Genomic DNA, 22,764 nt, shown 5'->3' with positions numbered 1-22,764 from the left:
CAGTTCAGGCCATGACACCCCGGGCCAACGTCGTGCTGATGAGTGCCAGCACATGCTCGCGCTGGCCCTGTATGAAGAAATGACCGCCCTCGAACAGGTAGTGATCGAAGCCGGCCGAGGTCTCCTGCGACCATCCGGTTACCTGCTCCAGGCCGGATCGCTCTTCGTCCTCGCCGGCGAAGGCGCTGATCGGCATCGAGAGTGGTTCGCCGGGTACGTAGCGATAGGTTTCAGCCAGGGTGAAATCGGCACGGACAATCGGCAGCAGCATTGCCATCAGGTCCTGGTCTGCCAGGATCTCCGGCGGAGTGCCGTTGTAGTCAGCCAGCACCTCCAGCAATCCGGCATCGTCCAGCAGGTGGTGGCCTTTGGGTGGGTCCCGCAGGCGCGGCGCCTGGCACCCGGATACGAACAGATGCCGCGGTGCCGGGCCACCTACCCGGGCAAGCCCACGCGCCGTTTCAAAAGCGACCAGGGCCCCCAGGCTGTGACCGAAGAACGCGAAGGGAAGGTCAGCGCTCTGGGCCACCAGCGGCACCAGGGTGTCGATCAATGGCGGCAGCGCGTACAGCGGGGGCTCGCGCAGCCGCGCCCCACGCCCTGGAAGCTGCACAGCACAGATTTCGACCTGTGGCGGAAGCTGGCTCTGCCAACCGAGGTAGCTGGCGGCGTTTCCACCCGCGTAGGAAAAGCAGTACAGCCGGAATGTCCTGCCCGGCTGGCGGCGACGAACGAACCACCCCCCTTCAACCATGCCTGTCGCTCCGTTCACCGTCACCGAGATCTAGTTCCATCGCCGCCACCTCGTCGCTGGAGCAGCTGGCCAACATCGCCAGCAGCACCTGCTCGCTGAGGTCGGCGAGATGCGGATGGCGGAAGACGGTGGCAAGGGCCAGATCCACTTCAAATGCCATCCGGATGCGGGAGACGAGTTGTATCGCGATCAGCGAATTTCCCCCGAGGTCGAAGAAATGATCGGCGCGGCCGACCCGGGCCACGTCCAGCAGTTCGCACCACAGCTGTGCCAGTGCCTGCTCCATCCCTTCCCGGGGCGGCTCGTAAGCGCGGGCCGCCAGTGATTCCATGCCTGGCACCGGCAGTGCCTGCCGGTCCAGCTTGCCGTTCGGCGTCAGCGGCAGCGCCGGCAGGCTTACCACCGCGCTGGGCAACATCACCTCGGTCAGGGTCCGTGCCAGTGCCTCACGCACCGTCGATACGGTCAGTTCCACCCCCGGCACGGTCACCACGTAGGCCACCAGGCGAGGGTCGCCCGCACGGTCCTCGCGTGCCACCACCACCGCATCACGCACGTGCGGCAACTGCTGCAGCTGCGACTGGACCTCGCCCAGTTCGATCCGCTGTCCACGCAGCTTCACCTGATCATCGTTGCGGCCGAGGTAGTCGATCGTGCCGTCCTGGCGCCAGCGCGCCAGGTCACCACTGCGGTAGACACGGCCGCCGGGATGGAACGGGTCCTCGATGAAGCGCTCGGCGGTCAGCTGCGGCTGGTTCAGGTAGCCACGCGCCACCTGCACCCCGCCGATCAGCAGTTCACCGGCCACCCCGATCGGCACCGGCTGCAGGTAGCGGTCAACAATGTGGATCTGCGTGTTGGCGATCGGGCGCCCGATCGGCACCGTGGCGCTGCCCGGCTGGCAGCGCCAGCAGGTCACGTCCACCGCCGCCTCGGTCGGCCCGTACAGGTTGTACAGCGCCACCTGCGGCAGCCGCTCCAGCAGCCGGTTCTGCAGCGCCGCCGGCAACGCTTCGCCGCTGCACAGGATCTGCCGTACGCCGCCGCAGCCGCTGGTGTCGGCCTCGTCCAGGAACACCTGCAGCATCGAAGGCACGAAATGCAGCACGGTGATGCCGGCCGAGGCCATCAGGCCCGCCAGGTAGTGCGGGTCTTGGTGGCCACCGGGACGGGCCAGCACCAGCTGTGCCCCGGCCAGCAGCGGCAGGAAGAACTCCCATACCGAAACGTCGAAGCCGAACGGGGTCTTCTGCAGCACCCGGTCACTGGCATCCAGCGCGAACTGCTCCTGCGCCCACAGCAGGCGGTTGACCACGCCATCGTGCTGGTTCATCACCCCCTTGGGGCGGCCGGTGGAGCCGGAGGTATAGATCACGTATGCCAGGTGCTGCGGGGTCAGCCCCAGCGCCTGTGGGTCCGGGTCATGCACCGGTTGGCCGTCCAGCAGGCCGGCCTGGTCCAGTGCGATCACCGGCACCGACGCCGGCAGTACCGTCTGTACCGCCGCCTGCGTCAGCACGCAACGTGGCGCGCTGTCGGCCAGCATGTAGCCCAGCCGGTCCGGCGGATAGCCCGGGTCCAGCGGCACGTAGGCGCCCCCGGCCTTGAGGATGCCCAGAAGCGCCACCACCAGCGCGATGCCCCGCTCCAGGCACACCCCGACGCGGTCATCGGGGCGCACCCCCTGCCCGATCAGGTAATGCGCCAGGCGGTTAGCCTGTGCGTTGAGCTCGCCGTAGCGCAGCACCTGCGTGCCTTCGACCAACGCCACCGCCTGCGGACGGGCCGCGACCTGGGCTTCAAACAGAGAGTGGATGGAATCATGGGTCGAATACGGCCTGTCGGTCGCATTGAAGCCCTGCAGCAGCCGCTGGCGTTCCGAAGCGCCCAGCACTTCCAGCTGGAACTGCGGAGTTCCGGGTGCGCTGTCGAGGGCATCGACCAGACTGGAAAGCGCCACCGGCAGGCTCGCGCCGATCCGCCGGCCGTCCAGCCCGTCCCACCACTCCGTGGTCAGCGCGAAGGTGTCTGCAGTGTCATCGATCCGGATACTCAACGGATAGCTGGTGTGGTCACCCTCGACAGCGAGGCTGCGGATGCCGTCCTGCAGGGCGCGAGAGGCCGTGTCGGCAGCAAGGATGCGCGCTTGACTGTGGCGGAAATTCAACAGCGTGGAGAACAGCGGCTGGCTCCGCTCGACACCGCTGCAGCGCTGCGCCAGCAACAGTGGCGCATGCTCGTGGGCCAGCAGCCCCCTCATCCGCTGCGACGTCTCCAGCAGCAGCTGGCGAACGCTGCGTGCACCGAGCGAAATGCGCAGCGGCAAGGTGTTGATCGTCATGCCGAGGATCTGCTCGGCACCGGCAACACCCTGCAGGCGGCCGGACAGGACGGTGCCGAACACCACATCATCGTTGCCCGTGTAGCGTGCCAGTACCTGTGCCCAGGCGACATGGAAGAGCACGGCCGGTGCAATACCCTCGCGGCGCGCGCAGGCGCGGATGCGCTGCACCAGCTGGGGTTCCAAGTGCTCCACGGACTCGATCAGCGCCCGGCCACCCGGAAGCATGTCGGCCACGCCGAAGGGAGCGGTGGGCGTCTGGATGTCATGCAGCTCCTGTCGGAAATAGGCCTCGTGTTCCTCAACCGAAACCTGCCGGGCCTGCACCACGATCTCGCGGAAGGGCCGCGGAGCACCCAGCCTTTTCTCCTGCCCCCGCAACACCATGGCGACCTCTTCCAGTGCCAGGTCCAGGGTCACATGGTCACAGACCACATGGTGGCGTACCAGCGCCAGCAGCCACTCGCCCTTCGCCCTGTCCTCCACCCCATACGCGGCCAGAACCGGCGCATTGCGCAGATCCAGGCGCAGCCGCCGCGGATCACTGGCACGTTCCAGTGCCGACCGTGCGCAACCATCCGATGCGGGGAAGAGGACCTTCATCTGCAGCGGTGCGTGCCGGTGCACGACCTGTACTGGTGTTGAGATACCTTCCCAGCGCAGCGCGCTGCGCAGGATGTCATGCCGGGCAATGACGATGTTGAGTGCGTCCAGAAAGCCATCCAGCAGTGCGCGTGAATCAAACGCCAGCAGATCGCGCGAGAGATAGGTATCGCCCTCCTCCTCCAGCAGGTGATGGAACAACAGGCCTTCCTGCAGGGGCAGCAGCGGATAGACTTCCTGGATGTTCGCAGTACCGCCCGGGACGCTGACAGCGATCAGATCGATGTCGTTCTGGCCCAGCGTCACCAGCGGCAGTTGCGCCGGCGTGATACGCACAACCTGCGGAAGGATCGGCGAAACCGCCGACGACACCCCCTCCGTGCCCACGTCGGTAACTGCGCTGGCCAGCACATGCAGTACCGGGGTGGCGAAGACCGCCTGCGCGGGCAGATGCAGGCCGGCCTCACGCAATCGGGTCACCAGGGTCACCACCATCAGCGAGTGCCCGCCCAGCTCGAAGAAATTGTCATTGCGACCGATGCGCTCCGGGCCGAGCAGCGCTGACCACAGGGTCGCCAGGGTCTGTTCAACGGGGCCGATCGGTGGCTCGAACGCGCGGCTGACAAGTGCGTCCGCGTCCGGCAACGGCAGTGCCTGGCGGTCCAGCTTGCCATTGGGGGTCAGTGGCAGCGATGGCAGGTGCACGAAAGCACTGGGAATCATATGCTCCGGCAGCTGCCTGTGCAGGGCGTCGCGGAGTTCGGCGGCCACCGGCTGCGGGTCGGCGACGACGTAGGCCACTAGGCGGACCGTGTCTGGCGCGTCATCACGCGCGACCACAACGGCCTCGCGAATGCCCGGGCAAGCGCCCAGCTGGGCCTCGATCTCTCCCAGTTCGACACGGAAACCCCGGATCTTGACCTGGGAGTCGTTGCGACCGAGGAATACCAGCGTGCCATCCGGCCGCCACCGCGCCAGATCGCCGGTGCGGTACATGCGCTCCCCCTTCTGGCCACTGAAGGGGTCGGCGAGGAATCGTTCGGCGGTCAGCGCTGGCCTGTCCAGGTAGCCACGGGCGACGCCGGCACCGGCTATGTAGATCTCGCCGGCCACGCCGATCGGCACTGGGTTGCCGAGGGTATCCAGCAGATAGATGCGGACGTTGTCGATCGGACCGCCGAGGGTGGGAGTGCTTCCCGCCACTTCGATACCGATGATGGTCGCATCGATCGTGGCTTCGGTCGGACCGTACATGTTATGGAACTGCACCTGCTGAGACGCCCTGAGCCGCTCCCAGAGCGCGGCGCGGATCGGCTCGCCGCCCACCAGCACGCTGCAGGGTCGGTGGCGGCCCGGTTCAAGCAAGCCGGCCTCCAGCAGCCCCTCCAATTGGGATGGGGTCGTGTCCAGTGCGTCTATCCTGTTGTCTTCAAGGAACTGCACCAGCTCGTAACCACTTGCACGGATGGACTGCGGAATGGGCATCAAGCAGTGCCCGGACAGCAGCTGCAGAATGCCCTTTAACGACATGTCAAACGAAAATGCGGCGTTGAGGCCGATCCGCGAGCCCGGCAGACAGCGGGCGTGGGTGGTTCTGGTCATCACCCGCCAGAAATTGACCGCCGAACGGTGCTCGACCATGACCCCCTTGGGCTGGCCGGTGGATCCGGAGGTGTAGATCACATAGGCCAGATTGCGCGGGCCCAGGCCGGACCGGCGCAATAGGGGGTCGTGAGCAGGCTGGGCTGCAAGCCCGGTTCCTGTGGCCTGCCAATCCAGCACGACCAGCGGCACCGTGCTGGGCGGCAACCGGGCCACCAGCCCGGCCTGGGTGACCAGGGCGACTGGCTGGCTGTCCTGCAGCATGTACGCCTGTCGGCTGGTGGGGTAGTCCGGGTCCAGCGGAACGTAGGCGGCCCCAGCTTTGAGGATGCCGAGTATCCCCACCGCCAGGTCCACGCCACGCTCGACGCAGATCGCCACGCGCTGGTCAGGTACCACGCCGCGCTCCAGCAGATCATGTGCCAGCTGGTTGGAGCGTGCATTCAGATCGCCGTAGCTGAGGTACTGATCCCCCATGCGCACCGCTTCGCATTCCGGAATTTCCGCCGCACGCTGCTGGAACAATTCATGGATCAACGCATCCTGCGAGTCATCGACGGCCGTTGCGTTGAAGCCTTCGACCACCTCCTGGCGCTGTCCGGCACTCAGCAGCGACAGGCTGCCGATGTGCGTGCCGGGGTGTTCCACCATGTCTTGCAGCAGCGTGCACAGATGCACGGACCACCGTTCGACCGTTGACGCGTCGAACAGATCGGTGCTGTAGGTGATCGCTCCCGACAGTACCCCGTTTTTCTCCCCTAAGGCCAACGAGAGGTCGAAATGGCTGCTGGTGCGGGGGGGGGCGAGTGGCTCCATCGAGAGCCCGGGCAGTGCCGCGGCGCTGGTGTCGGGCGCATCGTCCAGGCTCAGCATTGCCTGGAACACAGGACTGTAGGACAGGCTGCGCTGCGGTTGCAGCGCCTCGACGACCTGCTCGAAGGGGAGCTCCTGATGGGCGAACGCCGCCAGCGCGCTGGCCTTTACCTGGGCCAGCAGTGCATTGACGCTGGGATTTGCGGACAGGTCCACACGCAGCGCCAAAGTATTCACGAAGAAGCCGAGGATGCGCTCGGTCTCCGGTCGTTGCCGGTTCGCCACGGGCGTGCCGATGACCACCTCCTGTTGCCCACTCAAGCGTGCCAGCAGCACCGACCAGCCCGCGAGCAGCACCATGAACACGGTGCAGCCCTGCGCCTGCGCGAGCGCCTTCAACGCTTTGGTCAATCGCTCGGGCAGGACCAATGCGATGCTTGCACCGGCATGGCGCTGGAGCGGTGGCCGTGGCCGATCCGCAGGCAATTCCAGAAGTGCCGGAGCGCCCTCCAGATGCTGGCGCCAGAAGGCGAGCTGATGTTCCAGTACCGGTCCCTGCAGCCACTGGCGCTGCCATGCCGCGAAGTCCGCGTACTGGACTGCCGGCAGCGGCGTGCTGTCCCGTGCACAGGAATGGAACGTGGCATAGAGCGAGGCGACCTCACCAATCATCAGTCGCAGCGACCAGGCATCGGTAATGATGTGATGCTGGGTGATCAGCAGGACGTGGTCGTCGTCCGCCAGCTGCAACAGCTGCCCACGGATCAGCGGACCTTGCTCCAGATCGAACGGTGCCTGTGCCTCCTGTGCAACAAGACGCTCCAGCTCCCGTCGCCGCTCCCCGTCCCGCAGGCCACGAAGATCCACGTCGATCAATGGCAGGCCGGCGTCATCCGCACTGAAGGCCTGGGCCGGGACGCCCTGTACGCAGGGAAAGTGCGTGCGCAGGGATTCATGGCGCGCCACCAGGCGATTCAGTGCTGCCCTCAACGCCACCTTGTCCAGCGCGCCGCGCAGCTGCAGGGCGGTCGGCAGACAGTAGGCCGCGCTCGCCGGGCCCAGCTGATCGAGCAGCCACAGCCGCTGCTGCGGCGGGGACAGCGGCACCGGACGGCTGCGATCGGCCACAGGGATGCCGGCAGGGGCCATCGTCGCGCGGTGCGCCTGCATGCGGCTGCGCAGACGCTGCTGCAGGATCTTCTGCCGGAGCGCCTGCGCGGAGGCAGGCGGGGTCTGCTCACCCATCACTTGCTCTCGTCCGTCAGCAACCGGTCTAGTTCTTCGGTGGACAATCCGGCAAGCTCGGCCTCCATGGCAGCCAGCTCGTCGCCGAGGAACGTCTGCAGTTGCGCCGCTGCAATGAACGCGGCAAGTGACTGCAACTCGGGATTGTCGAACAGGTCGCGCAGGGAGATATCGACCACCATGTCAACTCGGATCCGCCCAAGCAGCTGGATGGCGATCAGCGAATTTCCCCCGAGGTCGAAGAAATGATCGGCGCGGCCGACCCGGGCCACGTCCAGCAGTTCGCACCACAGCTGTGCCAGTGCCTGCTCCATCCCTTCCCGGGGCGGCTCGTAAGCGCGGGCCGCCAGTGATTCCATGCCTGGCACCGGCAGTGCCTGCCGGTCCAGCTTGCCGTTCGGCGTCAGCGGCAGCGCCGGCAGGCTTACCACCGCGCTGGGCAACATCGCCTCGGTCAGCGTCCGTGCCAGTGCCTCACGCACCGTCGATACGGTCAGTTCCACCCCCGGCACGGTCACCACGTAGGCCACCAGGCGAGGGTCGCCCGCACGGTCCTCGCGTGCCACCACCACCGCATCACGCACGTGCGGCAACTGCTGCAGCTGCGACTGGACCTCGCCCAGTTCGATCCGCTGTCCACGCAGCTTCACCTGATCATCGTTGCGGCCGAGGTAGTCGATCGTGCCGTCCTGGCGCCAGCGCGCCAGGTCACCACTGCGGTAGACACGGCCGCCGGGATGGAACGGGTCCTCGATGAAGCGCTCGGCGGTCAGCTGCGGCTGGTTCAGGTAGCCACGCGCCACCTGCACCCCGCCGATCAGCAGTTCACCGGCCACCCCGATCGGCACCGGCTGCAGGTAGCGGTCAACAATGTGGATCTGCGTGTTGGCGATCGGGCGCCCGATCGGCACCGTGGCGCTGCCCGGCTGGCAGCGCCAGCAGGTCACGTCCACCGCCGCCTCGGTCGGCCCGTACAGGTTGTATAGCGCCACCTGCGGCAGCCGCTCCAGCAGCCGGTTCTGCAGCGCCGCCGGCAACGCTTCGCCGCTGCACAGGATCTGCCGTACGCCGCCGCAGCCGCTGGTGTCGGCCTCGTCCAGGAACACCTGTAGCATCGAAGGCACGAAATGCAGCACGGTGATGCCGGCCGAGGCCATCAGGCCCGCCAGGTAGTGCGGGTCTTGGTGGCCACCGGGACGGGCCAGCACCAGCTGTGCCCCGGCCAGCAGCGGCAGGAAGAACTCCCATACCGAAACGTCGAAGCCGAACGGGGTCTTCTGCAGCACCCGGTCACTGGCATCCAGCGCGAACTGCTCCTGCGCCCACAGCAGGCGGTTGACCACGCCATCGTGCTGGTTCATCACCCCCTTGGGGCGGCCGGTGGAGCCGGAGGTATAGATCACGTATGCCAGGTGCTGCGGGGTCAGCCCCAGCGCCTGTGGGTCCGGGTCATGCACCGGTTGGCCGTCCAGCAGGCCGGCCTGGTCCAGTGCGATCACCGGCACCGACGCCGGCAGTACCGTCTGTACCGCCGCCTGCGTCAGCACGCAACGTGGCGCGCTGTCGGCCAGCATGTAGCCCAGCCGGTCCGGCGGATAGCCCGGGTCCAGCGGCACGTAGGCGCCCCCGGCCTTGAGGATGCCCAGAAGCGCCACCACCAGCGCGATGCCCCGCTCCAGGCACACCCCGACGCGGTCATCGGGGCGCACCCCCTGCCCGATCAGGTAATGCGCCAGGCGGTTAGCCTGTGCGTTGAGCTCGCCGTAGCGCAGCACCTGCGTGCCTTCGACCAACGCCACCGCCTGCGGACGGGCCGCGACCTGGGCTTCAAACAGCTGATGCACGAGACCTGCAGTGGCCGGCACCGCAAGGGCCGGGCCGGCACGTGAGCGCAACTGCGCCTCGCGCTCGGCTGCCGTAATCATCTGCAATTCGCCCAGCGGACGCTGGGGATCGGACGCGATGCTGGATAGCAGCGTCTGAAGATGCCCGGATATCCTGGTCAGGTCGTCCTTGCCGAAGCGACGCGTGTCATACACCACCGTCACGGACATCGACTCCCCCGGTTCGATCATCAGGGTCAGCGGGTAGGCCGTACGGGTGTGGCGATCGACCAGCGGAAGCACGCGGACGGCCGATTCCAAGTGGCCAAGAACCTCGCTGATCGGCTGGTTCTGGAACGCAATGATGCTGTCAAACAGCGCTGCCCCGCGAGGAACGCCACCCCACGCCTGGATCTGGACCAAAGGACAATGCTCGTACTCACGTGCATCCAGCAGCTGCTTCTGCAGTTGCCGCAACCAGTCCGCTACTGGACGGTTGGCATCCATCCGGGCACGCACGGGAAGGGTATTGACGAACATGCCGACCATTGCACCACCCCCCTGCAGATTTGGAGAGCGCCCGGAGACCGTCGAACCCACCACAACGTCTTCGCTGTCCGTATAGCGCCCCAGCAACAGCGACCACGCCCCCAACAACAGGGTATTCAAGGTCAGCTGCTGTTGGCGCGCGAAAGTTTCCAGCTGCGACGTGGCTGCCGCCGGAATGCGGAAGCTGGTTTCCGCGTACTCCTCGCCGTCCGCGGCGGGAGCTGGGGTGCCGGGCATCGGAACCGTCGTCGCGGTAGCCGCGTATCCGTTGAAGTTCTCCGCCCAGAAGGCCATGGCCTCGTGCTCGGGCTGTTCCTGGAGCCAGGCGATGTAATCACTGAAGGGACGGGCACGTGGCAGGACCGGCGCGGCGCCCGTGCAGAGGGCGCTGTAGGCGGTGAACAGGTCGCGAAGCACTAGCGGAATCGACCATCCGTCCAGCACCAGATGATGGAATGTCCAAACCAGATAGTGCGTCCGTGGCCCGGTCCTAGCCAGCATGAAGCGTGTCAAGGGCGCGCAAGCTAGATCGAAGCTGCGGCGGCGATCGTGGCTCAGGAAGTCCGCCAGGTGCTGCTGCAGCCGATCCTCCGTTTCACCCTGCCAGTCCTGGAAGACATAGCTGGGGGCGGCCGTCGTGCGGACAACCTGGACCGGCGCATCCAGCCCTTCCCAAAGGAACGCCGTACGCAGTACGTCATGGTGCGAGAGGACCACCTTCCAGGCCTCGACGAAGGCAGCCTGATCCAGCTCACCCTCCAGGCGGTAGCTCACCTGCTCGACATAACTGCCCTCTCCTGGCGCATACAGTGCGTGAAAAAGCATGCCGCGCTGCATGGGGGAAAGCGGATAGATGTCCTTCACGCCTTTCATCGATAGAACTCCTGTTTCACAGCTTCACAGCCCTTGTCGTAACTGGTGGAGAAGTGCCCCCCGGCGCGACTACTCCAGCATCTTCATGATTCTGTCCAGTTTGTCCGCGTCCAGTGCGGCGAGCGGGAAGTCCGACGGGGAGACGACCTCACGTTCTGCTTTCGCGCAGTGCCTGCCCAGTGCGGCCATGCCATCACGGTGCGCGGTAGCCAGCGCCGCGACTACGTCGCGGTCCAGACGCGCGGGATCGTAGCTCCAGTGCAGATGCAGGCTTCCTGCTTGGACAACACAGCGCACGCTCAGCGCGTACCCGGACCAATGGGGATGCTCGATGCCGGTCAGTGCCGCCCCCGGTGCTAGGCGAAGGCCGGCACCGGGCGGCAGCGCGTCGTCAAGATCGCCAAGGTAGGCGAAGCCTACCGACGGCCGCGACAGGCGGGCGCTGCCGGCACCTTCGTGCGCTGCATCGCCCATTTCAAGAACCAGCTCATACACCGTGCCATTGCGTGGCGCGGCACGCGACTGCTCCTTTACCCGGGTCAGCAGCGCAGCCGGATCGCCGCCCGGCGAAGGGCTGAACAGCACCGGTGCCGCGGTGGCGAACGCGCCGATCACCGCACTCACGTCCTCGCCCCCCAGGCGGTGCGGGCGCCCCTGGCAATCAATCCACAGCGGGCGCCCAGCTGTCTGTCCGCCCAGCACCTCGACCAGCTGCGCCAGCGCGCAGTCCTCGATGCGCAGGCGGTAGGCGCGGGCGGCCTCCGTCTGAAGCAGACGGGTCTGCGCGTCGTCCAGGGCCACCGAATAGAGCGATCGCGAGGGTTCAGTCTGCTCGCCCCGTGCAGGCCACAGCACGCTGTGCTCATCGCTGCCGTCGCGCCAGTAGGCGAACTCCGCGTCTGCAACGGCGGACTGCGCAAACGCAGCCAGTGTCTCGGTGGCCTCGCGATAGCGCGGAATGTTCTCGGGTTCACCGGCCACACGCTGCAGCGGATCCAGCGCCACCCGCAAGGCCGAAAGCAGCGGGGCCGCAGCGCCAGGATCCACCGCCGCAGGATGCGCGGCGACCAGAAGCGTAGCAGACTGTCCAGCGCCTGCCTGGAACAGAACGAGGCGAACCAGAGCCGGCGCATCGGCCTGCAGCCCGGCGGCGATCTCCCGTGCCTGTTCGACGATGAAGGCTTGGCGCTGGTGCCCGGCAACCGAGCCCACGTCCACGATCTCCAGCAGACCATCGGCAGATCTGCTCACCTCTGCACGGACCGCGTGCCCGCTGCCTGAGAACTGCAGCCGCAGTGCATCGTGGTCCTGCAGAAAGCCTTCAAGGCGTTCGCTCAACACCGATGCCGTGTGGTTTGGATCGATCTCCAGCAGCACTGTCCACCCTCCCGCCGCCGCGTGTGTACCGGCGGCGAGCAGGTGCCGCTGCAGCGGAAGCAGCCGAAGCGTGGCCCTCTCCTGGGCGGCTGACGGTGCGGCGCCGGTGTCTTGCAGACAGGCCGCAAGCTGCGCCACGGTGGGGAACTGGAACAGTTGCTGCACACTGAAGGACAGTCCCGCCTTCCTGGCGATGGCCATGATCTGGATGGCGAGCACGGAGTTCCCGCCCAGCTCGAAGAAGTCGTCATGCAGCCCAACCCGGTCGATGCCCAGGCCGTCCTGCCAGAGCTGGGCCAGGCGGCGCTCCAGCTCACTTGCAGGTGCGACGAACTCGGTATCCAGCCCCGGTCGGGCATAGCTGGCCAGCGCGGGCACCGCTGCGTCCATCGAGGACAGCCGGTCCAGCGAGACGTTACGCGCGCGCTCGATGGCCGCCGCCAGGTCGTTGGGCGACACCACCACCTGCGCGGGCACGCAGCGGCTCAGCAGCCGATCAAACACCCGTGCGCCCTCTTCCGGTGAGATCCCCTGGTTCAGGACTTCCTCGAACGGGCTGGCGATATCGGACGAGGAGCTGCGCGGCTCGACGACCACCACGTTGCCAACGGAGGCATCGCCCCCTTGCTGGTGGCCAGCCATCAGCGCGTTGACGGCCTTGCCAACTTCGTTGATGCGCTTGTGTGCGAAGCGGCTGATCTGTGCCAGCACGGTACCGTCCTCGGCGAGCACATCGACATCAAAGACCGTGGTCTCCGCGTCGGTGGACGGATCCGCCCCCCCTCGGGAGTACACGAACATCCGCTGCTGGAACGGGGCGTAGAGTCGCAGGCTGCCATAGCCGAAAGGCAGATAGTTGCCGGTATCCACGAGGAACAAGAGCCCGACGCCCGCGGCGCGGTCGAGCAACGCCGGGTGCAGGTGCAGGTGCTGCAGATCGCCGGCGAACTCGTCGGACAAGCGCAGCTCCATCAGCATCCGGCCCTCATCGACCTTCACGTGGGTTGCGCACTGCCAGCGTGGCCCCAGGCTCTCGTCGTAGAAATTCTCTTCATTGAGCCGCTGGCCGTCGCCCGGGAACCCGGCCGACAGCGCGGCGATATCCTGCCTCTGCGCCGGCGGAGCCGCAATCGAGCTGATCTTTCCGATCACATGCCTCACCCATTCCTGCGCGGCCTCCACCGCAGTGGTGGAGGCGCTTTCCACGCAGAAGTCGTAGCCTTCCTCGCTCCTGTCCAGCACCACCCGCACCGTACGGGCGTCGTCGTCCTGCACGCGCAACGGCGTCAGGAAGTAGACATTGGAGATCTCCACCGGACCGCCGCCCACCGCGCCTGCAAGTGCTGCTCGTGCCATCTCCAGGTAGGTGGCACCGGGAACCACGGCCGTACCGAGTATCCGATGTTCGTCCAGCACCCAGTGAGACTTCACCGCGAAGCATGAATGGAAGACGTGGCGGTCAGCGCTGGCCAGTACGTGGCGCTCGACCAGCGGATGGCCAACGGCCTGCCCTGCGGGCACGGCCGCATCGTGGCGGAGATGATGGCGCGCGGCACTGTCCACAAGCATGCCCACGCCCTGCCAAGCCGGCCAGTTGACCGACACGATGAAGTCGCCGGTCTGCCGGCGTCGAGCGTGAGCGAACGCGTCCAGATAAGCATTGGCGGCACAGTAGTCCACGCTGCTGATGCCGCCGAACAGGGCGCTGCGGGAGGAGCACAGGATCGAGAAATCCAGCGGTTGGCCGGACAGCGCATCATACAGGGCACGGGTGCCGGCCACCTTGGCGGCCAGCACCTGATCGGCATGCTCGCGTGTCTTCAGCTGGATGAGACCGTTGCCCGCAATGCCGGCGGTATGGATAAGGCCATTGACCGGTCCGAGCTGTGCCGTTACCTGCTGCACGACCTCGTGCAGACCCACGGGATCGGCAACATCGACAGCGTGGTAGACCACCTGAGCGCCACTCTCGCGCAGCACGCGCAATCCCTCCCGCATCCGGCTTCGGCCCTGATCGACCTCGGTCGTTGCGTCATTGGCGGCGTCTTCATCGCCCAGGCTGCGCCTGCCGAGCAACGCGAGCTTCACGCCGGGCAAGCGGTCGGCCAGGTGCCGGGCCAGCGTCATGCCCATGCCGCCCAGGCCGCCGGTGATCAGGTACACGCCATCGGCCCGCAGCCGTTCCCCGGGCACCGGCGAGGCATCGGTCTGGATATGCTCAAACAGCTGCTCCCAGCGATAGCCATTCCGATACGCCACGCTCGCCGCGTCGCTGCGTTGCAGATCATCAAGCAGGGCGGCGGGCAGCACAGCCCCTTCTGCCCTGCCTGTCTCGCTCCGGTCCACCTCTAGCAGGCGGCAGCTGATCCCGGCGTACTCCTGCGGAATCACCAGCGCCGGGCCGGTCAACATCGCCTGCTCGGGACACAGCACTTCCGCGCCGGTAACGTCATGTGCATTGGCGACCAAGACGTCGATGTGGACCGTCTGCCCCCCCGCCTCCATGCCCAGGGCCTGCGCCAGATACAGCAGGCTGTAGAACGCGGCCGGTGCTGTCGCGTCCGGGTCCGGCCACTGCAGGCCGAACGCATGCACGATCCGGTCCGGTAGTAACTGGTCACGCTGCAGCTCGGCTAGCAAGCGCGAATGATGCGATGCATCCGTCGGGTCGATACCGAACGCGTGGGATCCATGGCGCACGAACTCCGTGGCGGCATGCACCGTCACGACCTGTGTGGCATGTCTTTCAACGCTTCCCGCGATCTGCGCCGAGACGTCTCCTGCATGGCTGAACAGCAGCCAGGATGCGGGGGGAGAGCCTGCCGGGGGCCTGGCTCCCTGGGCGGTGCGTTTCCACGAAGGTGCATACAGCCAGCGTCCGGGCTCCGGATCGCGCTGCAGCGGATCGGACAGGACCGAGCCGACGGAGACCGGGTCGACCCAGTAGCGTTGTCGCTCGAACGGATAGGTGGGCAACGGTACGCGGGCGCGCGGCGTCTGCCGGTGCAGCGCCTCCCAGTCCGGCTCGACACCCGCGGTCCACAGCTGGCCCACGGCCAGCAGTGCCGATTCGACGCTCGAACGGCCGCCGTCGGGCGTCGGCAGTGTATGCAGGGCCAGCTGCGCGGCGGCCTTCTGCGGGTGCCGGCGCGCCATCGACATCAACGTGCGCCCGGGGCCAACCTCCAGCAGGATCCACGCCGGGTCCGCGAACAACTGTGCGACGCCCTTTCCGAACTGGACCGGCTCGCGCAGGTGGCGCGCCCAGTAGGCCGGGGACGTGGCCTCGGCGGCCGTGATCCAGGTCCCGGTCAGGGTAGAGATGTATCGACCGCTGGGCGCGTGCATCTCCACGCCATCGAAGGCTTCGGTGAACGCGGCGAGGATGGGGTCCATCATCGATGAATGGAAGGCGTGCGAGGTGCGAAGCGCCAGGCAGCCTACGCCCTGCTCGACCAGGCCCGCCTCGAATTCGACCACCCGTGCCGACTGCCCGGCCACCACGCACAGCGACGGCGAATTGACGGCGGCAATCTCCAGCCCTGGGCTCAGGCGGGCGCGAAGCTCCTGCTCCGGAAGCGCCACCGACAGCATGCTGCCGCCGGGCAGCCCCTGCATCAGCCTGCCACGCGTGGCTACCAGCCTGAGCGCATCCTCCAGCGAGAAAACGCCGTTCAGGCAGGCCGCGACGTATTCACCGATGCTGTGCCCGATCATTGCCTGCGGCTTCACGCCCCAGGCCATCAGTTGCCGTGCCAGCGCATATTCCACTGCGAACAGGACCGGTTGTGCGTACACCGTCTGCTGGAGGCGATCAGCGGCAGCGGCCGCCTGGTCCGGCGTGGCGAACAGCAGGTCGTGAAGCGGTCGGTCAAGATGGTCGCGCAGTCCGGTCGCGCAGCGGTCGAATTCTGCGCGGAACACCGCTTCCGTCTGGTAGAGATCTGCGGCAGCATTGACGTACTGCGCGCCCTGCCCCGGGAACATGAATGTGACCGCGCGGCTGGCGGCTTCATTGGCGCCCGAGGCCATCCGTCCGACATCGCCCATGCTCAGCACTGATACGGCATCGTCGTGGTCGCGGCAAACGAACGCGCAGCGTTGCCCCAACGCCCGGCGCCCCACCTGCAAGGTGTACGCAATGTCCCCCAGATCCTGCTGCGGGTTGTGCAGGAGATGCTCGGTCAGGTTGGACACCATGTCATTCAGCGCTGCCTTGCTCCGCGCGGACAGCACCAGCAGTTGGGGCTGGCGGCGCGCGGGCCGTGGCGCCGGTGCCGGGGCCTGCTCGATGATGAGGTGGGCATTCGTACCGCCGATGCCGAACGAGCTGACGCCTGCAATGCGCGTCCCCTGCTCCGCAGGCCAGTCGCTCAACGTGGCATTTACACGGAATGGCGAACCGGCGAAATCGATCCGCGGATTGGGCGCTGAGAAATGGAGGCTGGGCGGCAACTTGCGGTGTTCCAGCGCCAGGGTGGTCTTGATCAGCCCAGCGATCCCTGCCGCCGCATCCAGGTGGCCGATATTCGTCTTGACCGTCCCGATCGCGCAGAAGCCGGTGCGTGCGGTCGCGCGCCGGAATACCTGGCCCAGTGCCTGCATTTCAATCGGATCGCCCAACGGCGTGCCCGTGCCATGGCACTCGATGTAACCGATCTGGTCCGGTACAACGCCGGCGATCTCCTGCGCCAGTGCGATGGCCTGGGCCTGCCCGTCAACACTGGGCGCGGTGTAGCCGATCTTGTTTGCCCCATCGTTGTTGATCGCAGAACTGCGGATGACGGCACGGATGGTGTCACGGGCTTCAATGGCGTCCGCGAGCCGCTTGAGCACGACCACGCCAGCGCCACTGCCACTGACCGTGCCGTTGGCCGCCGCGTCGAAGGCCCGGCAGTGTCCATCGGCCGACCCGATCCCGCCTTCTTCATACAGGTAGCCAACCCGGTTGGGCACCGCCACCGAGACACCGCCTGCCAGCGCCATGTCACACTGGTAACCGATGAGCGCCTGGCAGGCCATGTGCACGGCCACCAGCGAGGTGGAGCATGTGGTCTGTACGGTGACCGCCGGGCCCTTCAAATCGAGGGTGTAGGCCGTATGCGTGGCCAGATGGTCATTGCGATTGAATATGACCGTGTTCAAAAGGCCCATCGCATCCACGGCCCTGCGGTTGTGCAGGAGGTTGTTGATGAGATAGGTGTTCATGCTGGCCCCGCAGTACAGGCCGATGTCGCCGGCGTACCGGGTCGGATCGCACCCTGCGTTCTCGAGCGCTTCCCAGACGCATTCCAGAAAAACCCGGCGCTGCGGATCGGCGATCTCGGCCTCGCGTGGCGTGAACCCGAACAGTGCGGCATCGAACATGTCGATGTCGGCAAGCTCGGCCCTGGCCTTCACGTAGTTCGGATCGCCCAGCGTGTGCACGGGCACGCCAGCACTTACCAGTTCCTCGTCGGAATAGAAACGAATCGATTCGACGCCGCCTTCCAGGTTCCGCCAGAACGCATCCAGCCCGCGCGCGCCCGGGAAGTGGCCCGACATGCCGATGATCGCGATGCCGTCCATCAGGGGGTTCTCCGTCGACTGCGTCATGCTTCGCTCCTGGTTGCAGGCGCCGGGTTGGGCCGACGCCGTTGTTCGTTTGCCGCTTTCATGCGGCTGGCGCGATCCCGTGCGCCCTCGAAGGCGGGCGCTTCTTCGGTGCCCTTCTGCTTGCGTTGCACATGCTGGGCCAACGCGGCAACGTTGGGGTTCTGGAACACATCGAGAATCAGCAGCTCCACTCCGAGTTCCTCGCACAGGCGGCGATGCAGCTGGATCAGCAGCAGCGAATGCCCGCCGATATCGAAGAAGTTGTCCCGCAGCCCCACGCGCTCCAGCCCCAGCACCTCCTGCCAGACCGAGGCAATCTGCCGCTCCAGCTGGCTCTGCGGCAGCTGTTGGGTCTCATCGAGGTCACCGGCACACACGCCCGCGTTCGCCAGGCCGTTACGGTCGACCTTGCCATTGCGTGTCAGCGGCATCTCCTCCAGCAGGACCAGACTCGCCGGCACCATGTAGCCAGGCAGATGTGCCTTGAGGTGTTCACGGAGCTCCTGTGTGGTGAGGACGTGCGGGCCGATGGCCGGCCGCGCGGCCGGCGCAGGATCGGCTACCGCACCGGGGCGCAGCCCGAGCCTGCTGGCGTAGAAATTGAATCGATCCGTCCCAATCAACTCGCCCTCCTGCTCGATCAATGTCTGGAAACCGTGACGTTCCAGCAGGCGTGCGACCACCCCGGTACGGCCTGCACTCTCGGTGCCCTCACCGTCATGGATTTCCATCACGACCTGCTGGATCAATGGCCAGTGCGCATCGTCAATGCCTTCGAGTACATCCAGCTCCGCACGCTGGACATCGATCTTGAGCAGATCGATGTGCGTCACTTGCTGCTCGGCGATGACATCTGACAGGCGTCGCAAGGTACAGGCGTGGTGCTCGGCGATGAAGCGTCCAGGCAGGAGCGCATCGGCGTGTTCATACAGCTGGCTGCTCCCTTCCGCCTCAGCGTCCTTCTGGTTGGCCAGGTAGCGCTTGATGACTTCCATATCGGCATTCGCATCGGAGTACGCTTCCCGGCCGGACATCATGCTGTAGTGGGGGTAATAGGTGAACGTGGCTGTCTCTTGGCAACCGGAAAGCCCAAAGGGAAACAGGCGTGTGTGCGGGGCATACAGTTCGGCGTTTATCCTGCACAGCGCAAAGATCGGCGGCAGCGGCTCGAATGCATACAACGCCCCATGCGGGCAGCGTTCGGCAACCAGCATGGAGAACATGCCGATATTGGCCCCGACGTCGAACACGACGGCGTCTTCCGGCAACGTGATCCCGTTGCGCAGATAGGTCAGGCGCTCCACGATTTCCAGGTAAAGATACTCGCTCTCATTGCGGTTGCGCTGCACGATGGCACGACCATCAGGCAATACGAAGCGCCGGTTTCCTTCTATCTTCCTGCGATAGTGCGGGTGGGGCAGCACATGACCCGCAAGCTGCTCCACCTCACCGGTCGCGACTACCACCACCGCTTCGCGCACGCCGGGGTGTTCGCGCAAGACCTGTTCGATCTCCGGCAGTTCGATGCGAGTGCCCTGGATCTTGACCTGGTGATCCACGCGGTGCAGATACTGAAGGTTGCCGTCCGGGAATTGACGGACCTTGTCGCCGGTGCGGTACATGCGGCGGCCAGCCGAGGGATGGAACGGGTCGGCGACGAACCGCAGCGCGGTCAGTTCCGGACGGTTGAGATAGCCGCGGGCCACACCATCACCACCGACGTACAGCTCACCCACGGTGCCGGTTGGAACTGGATTCATCGCGTCGTCCAGCACATACACGCGCACGTTCGGGAGCGGCCGGCCGATGGTGGGCCGCGGACCTTCAATCCGCGCGATTGTGGCATCGACGGTGCATTCGGTCGGCCCATAGAGGTTGTAGCAGCGTTTGCCCGGCGCGTCGGCCAGCACCCGCCACAACGATCCATCCACCGCCTCACCCCCCACCAGAATGATCGACGGCAGGCCTTCAAGCGTCGCAGGCAGCCCCGCGACCTGCCACAGTGCGAGCTGCGAAGGCGTGCAATCCATGGCATCAACACGGTGCTGCCGCAGGTACGCACACAGCTCACCGGGGTCGCGCCGCACCTGCTCCGTGACGATGCATACGCAGTGGCCGTTTATCACTTGGATCAGCTGTTTGACGGACGCATCGAACATCAGAGGGGCATTGAGCGCGATCGTCAATGCCCGACCCATCGGCTGGTAGATCGCATCCTGCAGGGCAAATGCCAGATTCACAGCGGCACCGTGCTCGACCATCACGCCGTTCGGCGTGCCGGTTGATCCGGACGTATACAGGATGTAGGCCAAGCTGTCCGGCGCGCAGGCGGGCAGCTCGGCGTTCACTGGTTCGCCGTCGTCGAGGCTGCCCGGCACGTCCAGTGCGAACAGGGGGCATGGCAGGTCGCTCAGCGCTTCGACCAGGCGCTGCTGCGTGAGCACGGCCGCGCACCCGGCTTCGCGCGCCAACAGGGCACGGCGTGCGGGCGGCAGCGAAGGGTCGATCGGAACGTAAGCACAGCCGGCCTTCCATATGCCCAGTATGGCAACCAGCATCCAGCAGGAGCGGTCAAGGCATACCCCGATGGCGGACGCCGGGGCCCCTGGGGGGCGCAATGCAATCACGCGCTGGGCAACAGACTGCGAGAGGCCATCAAGTGCCAGGAAGCTCAGGGACTGCTCGTCACAGATCACCGCAGTGGCATGTGGCGATCGCTGCACCTGGTCATGGAACAACGCATGAAGCGTAATGCCGCGCGGGTACGTCCGTTCGGTTTGATTCCATTCAACGAGGACGCGGCGCCGCTCCCCCTCGGGCATCAGATCCGCCAACAGCACGTTACGCTGCGGCGCATCCAACAGCGCATCCAGCAGGACCAGCAGGCGCTCCATCAGGCGGTCGGCTGCCTCCTCGGGGTAACGCCGGGCATCATAATCGAGCCGGAGCGCGACTTCGGCGTCGGTCTGGAGGCCTGTCAAGCTGAACACCGGTGCGGCCGCGCGGCCGCGCAGGTGCGTCAGCTTGAGACGCAACGCACCGCGCTCACGTGCGGCAGGATACGCAACCCAGCCAAATGCTATCTCCGGCCGCGCCGCACTGCCCGGCAGGTAGTGGCCATGGGCAGCGGCAGCCTGCGCCAGCTGGTCCCGGGTTCTGCGCACGACATCGGCGAAACTGTAATCCTCCTCGATGCGCAACGCGAACGGCAGCGGCTTTTCAAACAGACCGAGCGCCGCGCCGAGCCCATCCATCGCGCGGCCTTCCACCGGTATTGCGAGCACCGGCACCTGGCCGTCGCCGGTCCGCCACAGCAGTACGCTCAATGCCGCCAGGACAACGGTGGATGGCTCGACCTCCTGCGTGCGGGCAAATGCGCGCATCCGCTCGACCACCGCCGCCGGCAGCGTGCCCAGCCGGAATGAGGGGATGGCGCCGCCTGTCTGCGCGTCATCCCTGCGAAGGGCCCCTGGAACGCCGGCATCTACGTCGAAGCCTTCCCAGTAAGGGCCCCCGGTGGCGCTGGTGCCTGCTTCCACCGTCTCGTTCTGCCATTCGCTGTAGTCGGCATACTGGACCACGTCTCCATCGTCGGCGGCATCGCGCTCGTCCAGACACAGGTCCGCCAGTTGCGCGTACAGGTTGAGGAGCGAGGCGGAATCGCCACACAGCGAGGGAACCGTCACCAGCAGCGTGCCCGTATCATCCGCCGTGGCCAACCAGGTATAGCGGACCTGGTTGCCGCCTGCCGCGTCCGGGCGCGCGTCTGCTTCGAGCTGCATTTCGATCGCCTCCGCCAGCACCGCGTCGTGCGCGAGCGTAAGGACGGATAGCCGCGCCTGGGCCACGGCCCCCGGCACCTGCACCGGCACGTCCATTCCCGGGAACGTCTGGAACTGCGTCCGAAGCACTTCATGCCGCGCCGTGAGGGTGCTCAGTGCCTGTTGCAGGCGCGCCTGCGTCAGTGGCCCGGCGATGGAGATAGCGCATTGGCAGACATCCCTACGCCCGCCTCCAGCCAGCCACAGGTGCCTCTGCTGCGGAGAGAGGCGAAAGCCCTCGATCACGTCATTTTGCATCTGGCTGTCCTTAATGCTCACTGATACGGTGGAGTTGCAATTACGGCCGGGGCTCGAACTGGGGCTGCGATGATCCATCGTCCGCAAGCGAATAGCGCTCCGCCATCGCCACCAGGATCTGGCGCGCACCTTCAAATGGCTCACGCCCGTGCGAAACGAGAAAGTTGTCGACGAGGAGAATGTCGCCAAACTGCCAGTCGAAGGCGACCATGTTCTCGCGGTAGATGCAGCGGACGTCTTCCATCAGCGCATCGGGGATCGCGCTGCCATCGGCGAAGAAGGCATTGCGCGGCACCTCGTCCTCGGCAAACTGCGACAGCAGCCCGTCACGAATCGGCGCAGCCAGACTGGAGAGATGGAACATGTGCGCGTGATTGAACCAGACGCGCGTGCCCAGGGTCGGATGCGGAACCATCACGTGGCGTATAGCCCGCGTCCGCAATCGCCCCCCCGAGCGCCACTCGAACTGCATCCTGGCGTCATTGCAGTAGCGCTCTACCACATGCCTGTCGTCGGTCTGGAAGGCTTCCTGCCACGACAGGTCCAGACCCTCGCCGTAGTTCTTGACGTACATGACGCCCTTCTCAAGGAACAGATCCTTGATCGATTTCGGCAGCTGTTCCACGACCCTGCGATCATCGGCGATCGGCGTCTGCCCGCCGGACTGTGCGGGCTGCCGGCAGTGGAACAGGATCTTGCCGGGCCAGCAATGCGAGAAGGACATTTCATGATGCAGCGGGATCGGCAGGTCCCGGGGAAATTCGGTGGAGGTGAAAATCTGTGCCGCCACCTGGGTTCGTGCCGCCGCACGCTCCTGGTAGTCCAGAACATCGGTGGTGACCGTGTGCACGAACCGGGAGAAATGATCGACGGTGTCGCTGGAAAATCCCCGGAAGAGAATCGCGCCGTGCGAAATCAATGTCGTATTGATCAGCTGCCGATTCCCTGCCGCCCATGCGGCGAGATTCAGATCGCCTATCGCGGGGGTCACGACCAGGGGAAACCCTTCCAGTCCATCGAGTGATCCAAGCGTGACCAGCTCGCGCTCTGACAGTCGCAGCCCTTTGCGCCGCGTAGATATCGTTGCATTCATCTGCGGGGTTCCCATGC

Annotated in this window: 6 protein-coding genes; all 6 read right to left on the bottom strand. The window is 66.1% G+C overall.

Going from position 1 to position 22,764, the window contains the following annotated elements; all coding sequences use genetic code 11:
- Window positions 1–4: 4 nt before the first annotated feature.
- Entirely contained in the window at window positions 5–754 is a 750-nt protein-coding gene (locus AC3IR9_RS05420) for a thioesterase II family protein (protein WP_489294541.1), read from the bottom strand.
- Window positions 747–7,358: an amino acid adenylation domain-containing protein gene (locus AC3IR9_RS05415; protein ID WP_489294539.1), complete on the bottom strand. Its 6,612-nt coding sequence runs from the start codon at window positions 7,356–7,358 to the stop codon at window positions 747–749. Before AC3IR9_RS05415 ends, AC3IR9_RS05420 begins: the two co-directional genes overlap by 8 nt.
- Entirely contained in the window at window positions 7,358–10,603 is a 3,246-nt protein-coding gene (locus AC3IR9_RS05410; RefSeq protein ID WP_489294538.1) for an amino acid adenylation domain-containing protein, read from the bottom strand. The genes AC3IR9_RS05415 and AC3IR9_RS05410 overlap by 1 nt, the downstream gene beginning before the upstream one ends.
- A 69-nt stretch (window positions 10,604–10,672) precedes the next feature.
- The gene (locus tag AC3IR9_RS05405; protein WP_489294536.1) at window positions 10,673–17,575 is read right to left on the bottom strand and encodes a type I polyketide synthase; all 6,903 of its coding nucleotides are present in this window, start codon (window positions 17,573–17,575) and stop codon (window positions 10,673–10,675) included.
- On the bottom strand, window positions 17,572–21,654 hold the full coding sequence (locus tag AC3IR9_RS05400; RefSeq protein WP_489294535.1) for an amino acid adenylation domain-containing protein: 4,083 nt from the start codon (window positions 21,652–21,654) through the stop codon (window positions 17,572–17,574). Before AC3IR9_RS05400 ends, AC3IR9_RS05405 begins: the two co-directional genes overlap by 4 nt.
- A 40-nt stretch (window positions 21,655–21,694) precedes the next feature.
- The gene (locus AC3IR9_RS05395; protein ID WP_489294534.1) at window positions 21,695–22,762 is read right to left on the bottom strand and encodes a TauD/TfdA family dioxygenase; all 1,068 of its coding nucleotides are present in this window, start codon (window positions 22,760–22,762) and stop codon (window positions 21,695–21,697) included.
- Window positions 22,763–22,764: the final 2 nt, after the last annotated feature.

It is taken from the genome of Stenotrophomonas sp. GL_101, from assembly GCF_057835675.1.
The sequence above is the reverse complement of the archived record's forward strand: the minus strand, read 5'-3'. Positions and strand labels throughout refer to the sequence as shown.

What these genes read in the sequence shown, in the direction of transcription:
- AC3IR9_RS05420 (WP_489294541.1), bottom strand. Translation starts at nt 754, where the DNA reads ATGGTTGAAGGGGGGTGGTTCGTTCGTCGCCGCCAGCCGGGCAGGACA.
- AC3IR9_RS05415 (WP_489294539.1), bottom strand. Translation starts at nt 7,358, where the DNA reads ATGGGTGAGCAGACCCCGCCTGCCTCCGCGCAGGCGCTCCGGCAGAAG.
- AC3IR9_RS05410 (WP_489294538.1), bottom strand. Translation starts at nt 10,603, where the DNA reads ATGAAAGGCGTGAAGGACATCTATCCGCTTTCCCCCATGCAGCGCGGC.
- AC3IR9_RS05405 (WP_489294536.1), bottom strand. Translation starts at nt 17,575, where the DNA reads ATGACGCAGTCGACGGAGAACCCCCTGATGGACGGCATCGCGATCATC.
- AC3IR9_RS05400 (WP_489294535.1), bottom strand. Translation starts at nt 21,654, where the DNA reads ATGCAAAATGACGTGATCGAGGGCTTTCGCCTCTCTCCGCAGCAGAGG.
- AC3IR9_RS05395 (WP_489294534.1), bottom strand. Translation starts at nt 22,762, where the DNA reads ATGGGAACCCCGCAGATGAATGCAACGATATCTACGCGGCGCAAAGGG.